This is a genomic window from Halorussus salinus, from assembly GCF_004765815.2.
GTDB lineage: Archaea > Halobacteriota > Halobacteria > Halobacteriales > Haladaptataceae > Halorussus > Halorussus salinus.
This window is the reverse complement of sequence record NZ_ML974128.1, coordinates 483844-497269: the sequence shown is the minus strand read 5'-3', so window position 1 is coordinate 497269 and position 13426 is coordinate 483844. Positions and strand designations below refer to the sequence as shown.

The 13426-nt window shown below is 64.3% G+C and carries 12 protein-coding genes and 1 tRNA gene; 8 read left to right on the top strand and 5 right to left on the bottom strand.

Annotated elements, in window-relative coordinates:
- The first annotated feature begins 78 nt into the window (after positions 1-78).
- From EPL00_RS10595 to EPL00_RS10575, 5 genes are all read left to right on the top strand, one after another.
- Positions 79-1449, top strand: coding sequence for an NAD(P)/FAD-dependent oxidoreductase (locus tag EPL00_RS10595; RefSeq protein WP_135852737.1), 1371 nt, complete (start codon positions 79-81; stop codon positions 1447-1449).
- 82 nt (positions 1450-1531) lie between these two features.
- The gene (locus EPL00_RS10590; protein ID WP_135852738.1) at positions 1532-2593 is read left to right on the top strand and encodes a dipeptidase; all 1062 of its coding nucleotides are present in this window, start codon (positions 1532-1534) and stop codon (positions 2591-2593) included.
- A 72-nt stretch (positions 2594-2665) separates the two neighbouring features.
- Positions 2666-2926 (top strand): AbrB/MazE/SpoVT family DNA-binding domain-containing protein, encoded by a 261-nt coding sequence (locus EPL00_RS10585; RefSeq protein ID WP_135852739.1) that lies wholly within the window; start codon positions 2666-2668, stop codon positions 2924-2926.
- Positions 2923-3309, top strand: a complete 387-nt coding sequence (locus EPL00_RS10580; RefSeq protein WP_135852740.1) for a PIN domain-containing protein — start codon at positions 2923-2925, stop codon at positions 3307-3309. Before EPL00_RS10585 ends, EPL00_RS10580 begins: the two co-directional genes overlap by 4 nt.
- Before the next feature lie 103 nt (positions 3310-3412).
- On the top strand, positions 3413-3841 hold the full coding sequence (locus tag EPL00_RS10575) for a GtrA family protein (protein WP_238398175.1): 429 nt from the start codon (positions 3413-3415) through the stop codon (positions 3839-3841).
- Positions 3842-3946: 105 nt separating this feature from the next.
- On the opposite strand, the gene EPL00_RS10570 is transcribed toward EPL00_RS10575, so the two are convergent.
- From EPL00_RS10570 to EPL00_RS10560, 3 genes are all read right to left on the bottom strand, one after another.
- Positions 3947-5290: a S8 family peptidase gene (locus EPL00_RS10570; protein WP_135852742.1), complete on the bottom strand. Its 1344-nt coding sequence runs from the start codon at positions 5288-5290 to the stop codon at positions 3947-3949.
- A 112-nt stretch (positions 5291-5402) separates the two neighbouring features.
- A complete protein-coding gene (locus tag EPL00_RS10565; RefSeq protein WP_238398174.1) occupies positions 5403-6989 on the bottom strand; it encodes a S8 family peptidase in 1587 nt (528 codons plus the stop codon).
- Positions 6990-7253: 264 nt separating this feature from the next.
- Entirely contained in the window at positions 7254-8405 is a 1152-nt protein-coding gene (locus EPL00_RS10560; protein WP_135852743.1) for an acyl-CoA dehydrogenase family protein, read from the bottom strand.
- A gap of 115 nt (positions 8406-8520) precedes the next feature.
- Here EPL00_RS10560 and EPL00_RS10555 point away from each other — a divergent pair, with 115 nt between their 5' ends.
- From EPL00_RS10555 to EPL00_RS10545, 3 genes are all read left to right on the top strand, one after another.
- Positions 8521-10500, top strand: coding sequence for a 3-hydroxyacyl-CoA dehydrogenase/enoyl-CoA hydratase family protein (locus EPL00_RS10555; RefSeq protein ID WP_135852744.1), 1980 nt, complete (start codon positions 8521-8523; stop codon positions 10498-10500).
- A 172-nt stretch (positions 10501-10672) separates the two neighbouring features.
- Entirely contained in the window at positions 10673-11389 is a 717-nt protein-coding gene (locus tag EPL00_RS10550; protein ID WP_135852745.1) for an NUMOD3 domain-containing DNA-binding protein, read from the top strand.
- 67 nt (positions 11390-11456) lie between these two features.
- Positions 11457-11531 (top strand) — tRNA-Glu (locus EPL00_RS10545).
- An 88-nt stretch (positions 11532-11619) separates the two neighbouring features.
- Here EPL00_RS10545 and EPL00_RS10540 read toward each other — a convergent pair.
- Both EPL00_RS10540 and EPL00_RS10535 read right to left on the bottom strand, forming a co-directional pair.
- Positions 11620-12471 carry a DUF58 domain-containing protein gene (locus EPL00_RS10540; RefSeq protein WP_135852746.1) on the bottom strand — a complete coding sequence of 284 codons (852 nt, stop codon included), beginning with the start codon at positions 12469-12471 and terminating at the stop codon, positions 11620-11622.
- Entirely contained in the window at positions 12468-13421 is a 954-nt protein-coding gene (locus EPL00_RS10535) for an AAA family ATPase (RefSeq protein ID WP_135852747.1), read from the bottom strand. The genes EPL00_RS10540 and EPL00_RS10535 overlap by 4 nt, the downstream gene beginning before the upstream one ends.
- Positions 13422-13426: the final 5 nt, after the last annotated feature.

Here is a 13426-nt window from a genome sequence, read left to right as displayed (position 1 = left end):
CGTCTCGAAAAACCACGTCGATTCCGTCACGAAATCGGAAGGTCAACCATTTAATACCCAGCGGGGAACCCTAATCGTATGAAGCGAGTCGACGTTGCTATCGTCGGCGGGGGTCCCGCCGGAACGTCCGCCGCCCGTGCGGCCGCCGAGCAAGGAGCCGACGCCCTCCTCGTCGAGAAGGGCGTGCCGCGCGCCGACCGCGAGGAGTTGGGACCGGACTCGACCGACGCCGCCGGGATGCTCGACTACTGGGTGGACATTTTGGACGTGTCGTTCGACGAGATTCCCGACCGCGTCGTCCTCCGGGAACTGGAGCGGACCGAGTTCTTCGGTCCGACCGAGGCCGCCGTCATGGAGGAAACGGGCATCGAGTCCTCGTACGACGGGTTCGGGTTCACCTTCCACCGCGCCCGGATGGACGACTGGCTCCGCGACCGGGCGGAGCGCGCCGGTGCGGAGTACCGCGTCGGCCTCGGCGTGACCGACGTGACGACCGACCTCTCGGGGTCGCCGACCCACACCCTCCACTTATCCGACGGCGAGGAGGTCGTCGCCGACTACCTCGTGTTGGCCGACGGTCCCCAGCGACAGGTCACGATGCGGGCGCTCGACCGGTTCTCGCCCGACGACCGCCCTATCTCGGACGTGATGGCCCCCAACGAGGCCAACCACATCGCGTATCAGGAGTACCGGGAGTTCCCCGAGGAGCTGTTCGACCCGAGTTCGCTCAAGTTCTGGTGGGGCGTGATGCCCGGCGAGACCGCGTACCCGTGGATTTTCCCGAACGACGGCACGGTCGCGCGCGTCGGCCTGACGATGCCTATCGGGATGGACTTGGCCGACGTGGCGAACCCCGAGAAGTACGACCTCCTGAGGCCGGAGGACGACGCGATTCCCCGTCCCGCCGAGTACATCGAGCGACTCCTCGACCGCCAGTTCGGCGACGAGTACGACCTCGCGGACTTCCCGCTGGTCACCGACCGGGGCAAGAGCGAGGGGACCGAGACGTATCCCATCTCCTCGACCCGGCCCATCGAGTCGCCGACTGCCGCGAACATCGCCGTCGCGGGCGGCGCGATGGGCACGACCTCGGCGTTCCACGAGGGCGGCTACCACGTCGCGGCCCGGACCGGCCAAATCGCGGGCGAACTCGCGGGCAAGGGACGCCTCGACGGCTATAACGACCGCTGGAAGGACGCCATCGGCGACGAAATCGTCCGGAACGTCACCTTCGCCGACATCGTGGCCGACTACGGTCCCGACGACTGGGACAAGGCGTTCTCGGCCGCGAGCGACATTCTGGCCGGGAAAGACGAGAGCGGCCTGCTGAAGTACAAGCTCAGGTCGGGACTCACGGGCGCGAAGATAGTCACGAAGTACAAGACCGCCAAGCGGAAGTTCAAGAACGGCAAGTACGTCCAGTTCCGCGAAGACGAGTACACGGTCTGACGAGCCTTTGGGTCGGCGTCGCGCCGTCGTTCTCCGCCTCCGATAGGTTGACACTCGTTCGCATCTGTTCTCGTGCTAACGGATGACCGACGCCGATTTGCGACTGTTCGACGGCCACAACGACACCCTGCTGGACCTCGCCGACGAGACCGGTTCCGGACGCGCGTTTCTCGACCGGAGCGACGAGGGCCACCTCGATTTGCCGCGAAGCCGCGAGGCGAACCTCGGCGGTGGCTTCTTCGCCGTCTTCGTCCCGAACGAGGAGTACGAGTACGAGCGCCGCGAGACCGACGCGGGCTACGAGATGGACCTGCCGCCAGCCGTGAGCCACGAGCGCGCAAAGTCGTTCACCTACGACGCGCTGGCGCGCCTCCACCGCATCGCGGCCGACTCGGACGGCGCGGTCCGGGTCGTCGGCGAGTACGACGCCCTCGAAGCGACGCTCCTCGATTCGGACGCGCTCGCCGCCGTGCCGCACCTCGAAGGTGCCCAAGCAGTCGCGCCGGACCTGTCGAACCTCGACCTCCTCTACGCCGCGGGCGTGCGCTCCATCGGCCCGGTCTGGAGCCGCCCCAACGCGTTCGGCCACGGCGTCCGGTCGGCGTTCCCCGGCACGCCCGACACCGGGCCGGGACTCACCACGGCGGGGAGGGACCTCGTCCGCGCATGTAACGACCGGGGGATGCTGGTGGACCTCGCGCACGCGACCGCCGCCGGATTCGAGGAGGTCGCCGACCTCTCGACGGACCCGCTGGTCGTCAGCCACGGCGGCGTCCACGAGGTCTGTCCGGCGAGCCGAAACCTGACCGACCGGCAACTCGACGCCCTCGCGGACTCGGGCGGTCTCCTCGGCGTCACCTTCGCGAGGAGCCACCTCCGGCCGGACGGCGACAACGACCCCGATTCCCCCACGCCGATTTCGACGCTCGTGGACCACGTCGAGTACGTCGCCGACAGAGTGGGCGTCGAACACGTCGCGCTCGGGTCGGACTTCGACGGCGCGACCGTCGTCGAGTCGGTGGGCGACGCGACCGGGCTTCCGGCCGTGATTCGGGCGCTTCGGGACCGAGGGTTCGGCGACGAGGAGGTCCAAGCTATCGCGCGGGACAACTGGCTTCGGGTGATTCGAGAGACGTGGAGGTAAGGAAGCACCGACGGTACCATCGAGAAGCGTTCCGTGGTAAGATATTTTTGTTTCTCCACTCTACGCTCTACCATGTCGACGGAGACCGACGGACAAGGCCGCATCTACCTGCCGAAAGCGGTCCGCGAGAAGTACGGAGACAAGTACCACATCGTGGAGTACGACGACAGAATCGAACTCGTGCCGGTCGCCGACGACCCGCTGGCCGCGGTCCGGGAGGCGGCGGGCGAACTCCGCGACTCGTCGGTCGAGGAGATTCGCGACGACATCGAAGCCGAGGCGAACGCCGACGCCGAAATCGGAGACGCCGAGGAGAGGGACGCCGAACGATGACGGTGTACGTCGAGACCGACTTCCTCCTCGCGCTCGCCAAGGACTCCGATTGGTTGCAGTCTTCCGCCGAGGAGGCGCTGGACCGCTACGAACCCGAAACGTCCGCGTTCACGTATCTCGAACTCCTGTTGGCCCGCGAGCGTCACGAATTCGACTACGTGGCGCTCGTCTCGAACCTCCTCGAACTCGTACCGGTCGAGAGCGAGCGCGAGAAGCAAGTCGTTCTCAAGGCTACCAAGTACTACGACGACGGTATGACACCGTTCGACGCCTTCCACGCCGCGACCGCCGAGACGCGCGATAGAGGCGTTCTGTCCTCCGAGCAGGACTACGAAGAAGTCGATGTCGAGCGCGTACCGCTGGAGCCGACGACGGAAAGCTGAGGCCCGGATATCGACTAGTGAGTACCGTCCCGTAGGAGCAGACACTCCTCGAATCGACGCAATGCAAAACGTTCTACACGCTCGAAGCCTTCTTCCGGTTGCCGTGGGGAACTCTCCATACCGAAACGTAGTCGAACACCCGACGTTCGTTCGGCTCTACCGGTTCGTCGTCGTCGGCGCGAGCGCCGCGCTCGTCCAGACTGCGGTCCTCTGGTTGCTGGTGGAGGTCGGCGGCCTCAACTATCTGGTCGCGGCCACCATCGCCATCGAGTTGACCATCATCCTCCAGTTCGTCGTGAACAACGCGTGGACGTTTCAGCACGCCAGCTACACCGCGCGCTCGGACTACCTCGTGGGGTTGCTCCGGACGAATCTGGTCCGCGGGAGCGCGATTCCGCTCCAGTTGGGACTGCTGTGGGCGTTCGTCAACTGGGCCGGACTCGTCTACCTGCTGGCGAACGGCTTCGCCATCTTCATCAGCGGTCTCTACCGGTACTATCTGGACTCGCGGTGGACGTGGCAGATAGCGTGAGAGCGCCGGGGACGTGAGAGATACGAGGAGAGAACGTCGAGTGCGAAAGGGAAGGGGAGAGAAAGTCGGGTGCGGGAGATAAGGGGAGAAACCCGAGTGCGGGAGCTAAATCGACTCGTTCAGCGCGGCCTCGATGTCGAGGTGGCCCTCGCCGTGGTACTTCGCCGGACCCACGTCGCGGGCGGTCGATTCCAGATGCTCGCGAATCTCGGCCGGGGTCGCGTCGGGGTTGGCGCTCTTGACCAGCGCGGCCGCGGCGCTGACCTGCGGGGCCGCCATGCTCGTGCCCGCCTTCCAGCCGTGGGCCGGGACCATCCCGCCGTCGTCGCCCCACTCGAAGACCGTACTCAGCACCATGTCGTACTGGGCGTTCGCGTCGCTCCCGGCGTCCGGGTCCTCGTTCCCGCCGGGCGCGCTGATGTCGATGGCCTCGCTCCCGTAGTTCGTGTAGGGCGCGGGTTCGGTCGGCGCTTCGTCGAGTTTGTTGAACGCGGCGTGGTAGTTCCGGATGAACTTCCCGTTACCTTTGTCGTCCCACCGGTAGCCGATGGGTCCGGTCGCGCTGACGCTCATCACGTTGTCTGCCTCGTTGGGCAGGCTGAGAACGTCGCCGTCGGCGTCGAGGTTCGTCCCGTCGTTGCCAGCGGCCGCGACCATGAGCGTGCCCCGCGAGGCGGCGTGGTCGGTCGCGCGCTCGATGGTCTCTCTCAGTTCCCGGTTGGACTCGTTGTCGGGCATCGGGTACGTGCCGAGGCTCATGTTGGCCACGTCGGCCTCGATGTCGCCCGCGTAGGTCATCGCCGCGACGATGTCGCCGAAGAACGCGAACGGGCCGATGAACACACGCAATGCGACGAGTTCGACGCCGGGCGCGGTACCGACGACGCCCTCGTCGTTTTGGTCGTTGCCCGCGATGATGCCCGCGACGTGGGTGCCGTGGTCGTTGTACCACGGCGTGTAGTCGCCGCCGTCGCCCGTGAAGTTGCGCGAGAGGTCGGTGTTGAGCGCGTGTTCCAAGTCCGGATGGTCGGGAATCGTGCCGGAGTCCAGCACCGCGACGCGGGTCCCCTCGCCGCGAGTCCGACCGTGGACGCCCGAAACGCCTTGGGCCTGCTTGTCCCACTGGAGCTGCGAGAGCTTCTTCGGACCCGGCTCGTCGCCGTTCCCGTTGTCCTCGGCCGCCGCGAAGTCGAACTCCATCTCCACGTCCTTGGAGAACGCCGCGCCCTCGACCTGTGACTCCTCGGCTTCGACCACGGCGAGGTCGATCTGGCTCAAGTCGTGGACGACGTTCAAGCCGTCGAGAACGCCGTCTGACGCCGACTGCAGGTCCACGATGTACCGCTTGTCCGCCGTCTCCGCGGAGACGACGTTCGTCGGCACCGCCAATCCGCCCAGCGCCGCGCCCGCTCCTTTCAGGAACGACCTTCGGTTGGTCTTGTTTACCATAGGCAAGCCATGAAGACAGCCGGATTTAATTCTAACGGAAATATACGAATATATAACTTAAATTGATAGAATTATTCTCCAGAAGCAGTGTTAAAACGCCGAAGGCACCGAGTCAGTCGTCTCTCTCCTCGTCGTCCTCTTCTTCGTCCTCTCGTTCCTCCTCGTCTTCTTCGTCCTCTCGTTCCTCCTCGTCTTCTTCGTCCTCCTCGTCTTCTTCGTCCTCCTCGTCTTCCACTTCGATCTCCTCCTCGACCGCTTCTTCGAGGTCGAGGTGCCCCTCGCCGCTGTACGACCGCTGGCCGACATCCTCCGCGGTCGCTTCGAGGTGGCGGCGAATCTGACCGGGCGTAGCCTCGGGATTGACGCTCTTGACCAGCGCGGCCGCGGCGCTGACCTGCGGGGCCGCCATGCTCGTCCCCGACTTCCACCCGTAGTCCGGGACCATGTTGTCGTCCTCGTCCCACGTGAGCGTGGTACTCAGAATCATGTCGTACTGCCAGTTGGCGTCCGACGGCGGATTCGTCGCGGAGTTTCCGCCGGACGCGCTCACGTCGATGGCTTCCCGCCCGTAGTTCGTGTACGAAGCGGGCGTCGTCGTCGGCTTCCGCAGATTTTCGAACGGCTCCTCGTCGTCGTCTTCGTCGTCTTCCGCGTCCTCCTCGCTCGACGCCGCGTCCCACCGGTAGCCGATGGGACCGGTCGCACTGACGCTCATCACGTTGTCCGCCTCGTTGGGCAGGCTGAGAACGTCGCCGTCGGTGTCGAGGTTCGTCCCGTTGTTACCCGCGGCCGCCACCATGAGCGTACCCTGCGAGGCGGCGTGGTCGGTCGCGCGCTCGATGGAATCGCGCAGGAGTTGGTTCTCCTCGTTGTCGGGCATCGGGTACGTGCCGAGGCTCATGTTGGCCACGTCGGCCTCGATGTCGCCCGCGTGAGTCATCGCCGCGACGATGTCGCCGAAGAACGCGAACGGGCCGGTGAACACCCGGAGCGCGACGAGTTCCGTGCCGGGCGCGGTGCCGACGACGCCGTCGGTGTTCGACCCGTCGGCGGCGATGATGCCCGCGACGTGGGTGCCGTGGTCGTTGTACCACGGCGTGTAGTCGCCGCCGTCGCCCGTGAAGTTGCGCGAGAGGTCGGTGTTGAGCGCGTTCTTCAGGTCCGGGTGGTCCGGAATCACGCCGGAGTCCAGCACTGCGACGCGGGTCCCCTCGCCCGTCGTCTCCTCGAAGACTTCGTAGATTTCTTGGGACTGTTTGTCCCACTGGAGTTGCGCGCGAGTCGGCTTTCCGGATTCTCCTTCCTCGTCGTCGTCCTCGTCTTCTTCTTCCTCGTCGTCGTCCTCGTCTTCTTCTTCCTCGTCGTCGTCCTCGTCTTCTTTTTCCTCGTCATCATCCTCGTCGTCATCGTCATCATCCTCGTCGTACTCCTCGTCCACCTCGAACTGCATCTCCACGTCCTTGGAGTAGCGCAGTCCACGGACGGCCTCCTCGTCGCCTTCGACGACCACGAGGTCGATCTGGCTCAGGTCGTGAACCACGTCGAGACCGTCCAAGTCGGCCTCGGCGGTCTCCTGCATATCGACGATGTATCGATTCTCGGCCTCCGTCGCCGAAACCGTCGTCGTCGTGAACGTGAGACCGCCGAGCAACGCGCCCGCTCCTTTCAGAAACGATCTTCGATTGGTTTTAGATTTCACGATATGAAATATCTATCACCCATATTTAAAAATACGGTTTTCGGCACTAGATACCATTAATTTCAAACAACGTGGCCCTCGTTTACGGAAAATCGGAACGAGGAGACCGGCCGCGAGGCTCGCCGGAGAGACACCGAACTGACCGAAAAACGTGAGCCCCAGTCCCGAGACGGTCAACGAGGAGTTCCCCCGACCGCTCCTAGACCCTACGCTCCGGTCGCCCGGACGGGGCGGCGCTCGGATTTCGGCCGGAGACCGTCCCCGCTAGAATCCTTTTCCGAGGAGTTCCCGAGCGATGATGTTCTTCTGAATCTCGGTGGTGCCCTCGTAGATTTGAGTAATCTTGGCGTCGCGGTAGAACCGTTCGACCGGGAAGTCGTTGACGAAGCCCGACCCGCCGTGAATCTGGACTGCCTCGTTGGCCACGTCAACTGCGACGCGGGAGGCGAACTCCTTGGCCATGCTGGCAAGTTTGGTGATGTCCTCGCCCTGATCGACGTTCCACGCGGCCTTGTAGGTCAGGTTGCGCGCGGCCTCGGTCTCGGTGTGCATCTCGGCGAGTTTGTGCTGGATGGCTTGGAACTCGCCGATTTCGCGACCGAACTGCTCGCGCTCCTCGGCGTAATCGAGCGCCGCCTCGGCGGCCCCCTTGGCGATGCCGACGCCTTGGGCGGCGACCGCGGTCCGGGTCTCGTCGAAGAACTGCATCTGCTGGAGGAAGCCCATCCCGCGGGTGCCAACGAGGTTCTCCTCGGGCACGCGCACGTCGTTCAGGATGAGTTCTGCGGTGTCCGACGACCGGATGCCGAGTTTTCCGGTGATCTTCTCGGACTCGAAGCCGTCGCGGTCCGATTCCACGACGATTTGAGAGAAGCCGTTGTACCGGCCGTCGGCGTCGGGGTCGGTCTGACAGAGGACGACGTAGTAGTCGCCGACCGAGCCGTTCGTGATCCACATCTTGTTCCCGTTGATTACCCATTCATCGCCGTCCTTCTCGGCGCTGGTCGAGACGCTGGACACGTCCGACCCGGTGTCGGGTTCCGAGATGGCCGCGCCCATGATGGCCTCACCGTCCGCAATCGGCGACAGGAACCGCTCTTTCTGGTCGTCGGTACCGTACTCCATGATGGCGTGGGCACCGAACGACGCCGAGGTGATACAGAGTCCGATGCCGGGGTCCACCGCGAACAACTCCTCGGTGATGATGGCCGATTCGAGGTTGTTGTAGCCCGCACCGCCGTACTCCATCGGGATGATAGAACCCAACATCCCCATCTCGGCGGCCTTGTCCATGACCTCGTGGGGGTACTTCTCTTCTACGTCGTACTCCTTGGCGACCGGGGCAACCTCGTTCTCGGCGAATCGCCGAACCTCCTCGCGAATCTGTTTCTGCTCGTCGGAGAGTGCGAAGTCCATGTGCCCAGATTACATACCCACCCCTAAATTACTTCGTAACCGACGGTAAACTCGCCGAGAGTTTCTAACCTGTGAGAGGGAAACGTTGAAACGCCCGGCAACCGACCCCACGAACATGGAGGTAGACGATATCAACACCATCGCGGTTCTCGGAGCGGGCAACATGGGCCACGGCATCGCCGAGGTCGCGGCCATCGCAGGGTACGAAGTCAACCTGCGGGACATCAAAGACGAGTTCGTCCAGAACGGCTACGAACAGATCGAGTGGAGCCTCGACAAGCTGGCCGAGAAAGACCAGCTCACCGACGAGGAGGCCGAGGCCGCCCTCGACCGCGTGACGCCGCTCGTGGACTTCGAGGAGGCCGTCGAAGACGCCGACTTCGTGGTCGAGGCGGTCCCCGAGAAGATGGACATCAAGAAAGACGTGTACGGCGAGCTAGAGGAGTACGCCGCCGACGACGCGGTCTTCGCCACGAACACGTCCAGCCTCTCGATTACGGAACTCTCGGAGGTCACCGAGCGCCCCGAGCGGTTCTGCGGGATGCACTTTTTCAATCCGCCGGTCCGGATGCAGTTGGTCGAGGTCATCTCGGGCGAACACACCGACGACGAGGTGCTGGACCTGACCGAGGACCTCGCCGAAGAGATGGGCAAGACGCCCGTCCGCGTCCGCAAGGACAGCCCCGGCTTCATCGTCAACCGCGTCCTCGTCCCGCTGATGAACGAGGCGGCGTGGATGGTCGAGTCGGGCGACTACACCATCGAGCAGGTCGATAGCTCGACCAAGTTCGACATGGGCCTCCCGATGGGGAGCTTCGAGTTGGCCGACCAAGTGGGCGTGGACGTTGGCTACCACGTCCTCGAATACATGAACGAGGTTCTGGGCGAGGCCTACGAACCGTGTCCCCTCCTCGTTGAGAAGGTCGAGGCGGACAAACTCGGCAAGAAGACCGGCGAGGGCTTCTACGACTACGACGACGGCGGCGCGGACATCCCGACCGACGCCGGAAGCGAAGACGCGGTTCACCGCCTGCAGGCCGTGATGGCCAACGAAGTCGCCAAGCTGGTCGGCAACGACGTGGCCGACCCCGACGCCATCGACGACGCCGTGATGCTCGGCGCTGGCTTCCCCGAGGGTCCCGCGAAGATGGCCGACGACGCCGGACTCGACACCCTGCTGGAGACGCTCGAAGACCTCCACGACGAGACCGGTGAAGAACGCTACGAACCCAGCGACTACCTCCGCGAGGCCGCCGACGAGGGCGGCTTCTACGGCGGCGAGGACGACGAGAGCGACGAAGGCGCGTACGACTACGACACCATCCGCGTCGAGAAACCCGGCGACATGGTGGGCAAAGTCGTCCTCGACCGACCCCACCGGATGAACACCGTCAGCGAGGAGCTACTGGACGACCTCGGCGACGCGGTCGAAGCACTGACCGAGGACGACGACGTGCGCGCGCTTCTCCTCGTCGGCGAAGGCGACAAGGCCTTCTCCGCGGGCGCAGACGTGCAGAGCATGGCCGCGGGCGGCGGCGACCCGATTCAGGCCGTCGAACTCTCGAAGAAGGGCCAAGACACCTTCGGCAAACTCGAAGCCTGCCCGATGCCCGTGCTGGCGGCCATCGACGGCTACTGTCTCGGCGGCGGGATGGAGATGGCCACCTGCGCCGACATGCGCATCGCCACCGACCGCTCGGAGATGGGCCAGCCCGAACACGACCTCGGTCTCCTCCCCGGCTGGGGCGGCACCCAACGTCTGAAGCACATCGTCGGCGAGGGCCGCGCCAAAGAGGTCATCTTCACCGCCGACCGCTTCGAGGCCGAGACGATGGCCGACTACGGCTTCGTCAACGAAGTGGTCGAAGTGGCCGACTTCGAGGAGCGCGCCCACGAACTCGCCGCGGACCTCGCGGCCGGACCGCCCATCGCCCAGAAGTACACCAAGCGCGCGATGCTCGCGGGCCGCGACGATACGGATGCGGGTCTGGCGGTCGAATCGCAGGCGTTCGGCCACCTCATGAACACCGACGACCTGATGGAGGGCATCACGGCGTTCATGGGCGACGGGGAGCCGGACTTCCAAGGAAAGTGAGCGACGCGCACTAACCGGCGGTAACTCGGGGTTCGGACCGTCTTTCGCTTTTCGAACGATATTTTCGGTCTCCGAGAGCCATCAGTTCCGTTCGGACGGAGGGTTCTCCTCGGTATCCTTTCGCCACCACACCGGAGAATTTTATAGTCTTGATAGTCTAGAAAGACGATAGATGAAGCTGTATCGGAAAGAACACTGGCTCGAAGCAAAGTACTGGGACGAAGGCTTGACGCAGAAAGAAATTGCCGAGAAATGTAACGTCTCGCCATCGACAATTCGGAAATACATGAAAAAGTTCGACATTCCGACCCGAGAGATGCGCGGGGAGAATCATCCGATGTACGGCCGAGAACGCTCTGAGGAAGCGAAGCAAAAAATTTCCGAGACGCTCGACGGTCGAACGCTCTCCGAGGAGGCCCGTCGCCGAATCTCGGAGGCCCAACGCGGTCAAGAACTTCCCGACGAGGTCCGTGAGAAAATCTCGGAGTCGCTGGAAGGACTGACTCGCTCCGAGGAGACGCGCCGGAAGATGAGCGAATCGACCGCGGGCGAAGCGAACCCGAACTGGCGTGGCGGGTACAGTAACCGCTACGGTTCCGGCTGGTCGATGGCACGCGAAGCCGTCCGCCAACGCGACGAGGTCTGCCAGCACTGCGGCCACGATGGTTCCGAACGACAGTTACAGGTCCATCACATCGTTCCGGTTCGAGTGTTCAGGAACGCGGACCATCTCGATATCGAGGACGCTCACGAGACGGAGAACCTCGTCCTCCTGTGCTGTCGCTGTCACGGTCACGCCGAACACGGCCAGATCGAGTTCGACGCCCCCGTCGAGTTGCTCTTCGAGGGCAAGCGTGAGAAACCGCGCCACGGCGAGAGAGCGATTTAGTGAGGTTTATAAATATCCGGGCCATTCGTCAGAATGCGTCCGGGAGAAAGCCCGGATGGAGATAGTTGCTCCGTTGGTGTAGCCCGGCCAATCATTTCGGCCTTTCGAGCCGATGACCTGGGTTCAAATCCCAGACGGAGCATAATTTTGCCGTGAAATAAAACACTACGGCTACGAATCCTCAATTTGAGGTCGGTGTCCGACCCTCCAAATCGCGTCCCGACGCTGACTCACTCGAACCACAGGTCCCCGAACGCCTCGAAGAACGGCCTGCCGGTGTCCACGAACTCGTAGCGCGCCCCGAGGTCGTGGGCCACGTTCTCGACCTCCTCGCGGTGGGCGTCGAAGCGGTCCCGATACGAGTTCTCCAGTCGATTGCTGACGTAGGCCCGGAGCGACTGGTCGGACTCCAGCGCCTCGAAGACCGTATCGCCGCCGGTCGGAAGATTTTGTTCGTCGGGCGCGGCGACGTGCCCGAGGAGAACCTGATTTCCCGCCAGTGCCTCCAAGCCAGCGTCGATGGCGTCGGTCTCGGCTAGAAAGTCGCTACAGACGACGACGAGCGCCTTCGAGTCGATGGTCGCGGCGTAGTCGGTGAGCGCGGCCTCGAAGGCGGCCTCGCCGTCGGGTTCGACCGCGTTGCACTCCTCGACCAGACTCAGCACTTCCCCGCGGTTCGACCGGCCGCGGTCGAGTCGCCGAGCCGTGCGGTCAAACACTGTGAACCGGAACTCGTTGTGTTCGCGGGCGGTGAGGTAGGCGAACCCGAGACCCAGTTTCGCGGCGGTTTCGAACTTGTGAGGGTCGCCGAAGTCCATCGACGCGCTCGAATCCACCAGCACGTGGACCGTGAAGTTGCGCTCGGCCTCGAACTGCTTGACGTAGAGTTCGTCGGTGCGGGCGTAGAGGTTCCAGTCGATGAATCGCGGTTCGTCGCCGGGCGCGTAGCGTCGGTAGTCCGCGAACGTCAGACCCTCGCCGACCGCTTCAGTGGTGCGGTCGCCTTGGTGTTGCGAGCGGGCGTCCCGGTCGTTGGCGGCGTCGAAGCGGTCGAGTTCGTCGAGGAAGTCGGTCGTTATCATCGGTCCTCGACCAGCGCGCGAATCGCGTCGTCGGGCGTCAGCCCCTCGCGCTCGGCCCGGAAGTCCACGACGACGCGGTGGCGCAGGACCGGTACCGTCATCGCCGTGATGTCTTCGCGGCCGACGTGGGTGCGCCCCTCCACGAGCGCGCGGGCCTTCGCGGCGCGGACCAGCGACATGCTGGCGCGGGGACTCGCGCCGTATTCGAGGTCCTCGGCGGTTCGGGTGTCGCGCACGAGGCCGACCGCGAGGTCCCGCAGGTCGTCGGCGATGGGGACCTGATGGGTGAGCTGTTGCATCTTCCGGAGTTCGGCGGTCGAGACCTGCGACTCGACCGAGACGGAGGAGTCCACGTCCCCCGTGTAGCGGTCCACGATTTCCCGCTCGGCCTCCGCGGAGGGGAAGTCCACGATAATCTTCATCAGGAAGCGGTCGGACTGGGCCTCCGGCAGGGGGTAGGTCCCCTCTTGGTCGATTGGGTTCTGCGTCGCCAGCACGAAGAACGGTTCGGGCAGGTCGTAGGTCTCGTTGCCCGCCGTCACTTGGCCCTCCTCCATCGCTTCCAGCAGGGCGGATTGGGTTTTCGGCGTCGCCCGGTTTATCTCGTCGGAGAGGACGAGGTTGGCGAACACCGGTCCCTTCTCGAAGGTGAAGGTGCGGCCCGTCTCGGTCTCCCGGACCATCTCGGTCCCGATAACGTCGGAGGGCATCAGGTCGGGCGTGTTCTGGATGCGCGAAAACGAGAGGCCAGTCACCTCCGCCAGCGTCCGCACGAGGAGCGTCTTGCCGAGGCCGGGCGTACTCTCCAACAGCGCGTTGCCGTCACAGAGCAAGCAGGCCAACACCCTGTCTACGACCTGCTCTTGGCCGACGATGCGGCGTCGGACCTCCGAGCGGATAGCCTGAATGCGGTTCGTCACGTCGTCTATCGCGTTGTTTCGGTCGCTCATCTGTG

What these genes read in the sequence shown, in the direction of transcription:
- EPL00_RS10555 (WP_135852744.1), top strand. Translation starts at nt 8,521, where the DNA reads ATGGAGGTAGACGATATCAACACCATCGCGGTTCTCGGAGCGGGCAAC.
- EPL00_RS10585 (WP_135852739.1), top strand. Translation starts at nt 2,666, where the DNA reads ATGTCGACGGAGACCGACGGACAAGGCCGCATCTACCTGCCGAAAGCG.
- EPL00_RS10595 (WP_135852737.1), top strand. Translation starts at nt 79, where the DNA reads ATGAAGCGAGTCGACGTTGCTATCGTCGGCGGGGGTCCCGCCGGAACG.
- EPL00_RS10590 (WP_135852738.1), top strand. Translation starts at nt 1,532, where the DNA reads ATGACCGACGCCGATTTGCGACTGTTCGACGGCCACAACGACACCCTG.
- EPL00_RS10580 (WP_135852740.1), top strand. Translation starts at nt 2,923, where the DNA reads ATGACGGTGTACGTCGAGACCGACTTCCTCCTCGCGCTCGCCAAGGAC.
- EPL00_RS10570 (WP_135852742.1), bottom strand. Translation starts at nt 5,290, where the DNA reads ATGGTAAACAAGACCAACCGAAGGTCGTTCCTGAAAGGAGCGGGCGCG.
- EPL00_RS10540 (WP_135852746.1), bottom strand. Translation starts at nt 12,471, where the DNA reads ATGATAACGACCGACTTCCTCGACGAACTCGACCGCTTCGACGCCGCC.
- EPL00_RS10535 (WP_135852747.1), bottom strand. Translation starts at nt 13,421, where the DNA reads ATGAGCGACCGAAACAACGCGATAGACGACGTGACGAACCGCATTCAG.
- EPL00_RS10550 (WP_135852745.1), top strand. Translation starts at nt 10,673, where the DNA reads ATGAAGCTGTATCGGAAAGAACACTGGCTCGAAGCAAAGTACTGGGAC.
- EPL00_RS10560 (WP_135852743.1), bottom strand. Translation starts at nt 8,405, where the DNA reads ATGGACTTCGCACTCTCCGACGAGCAGAAACAGATTCGCGAGGAGGTT.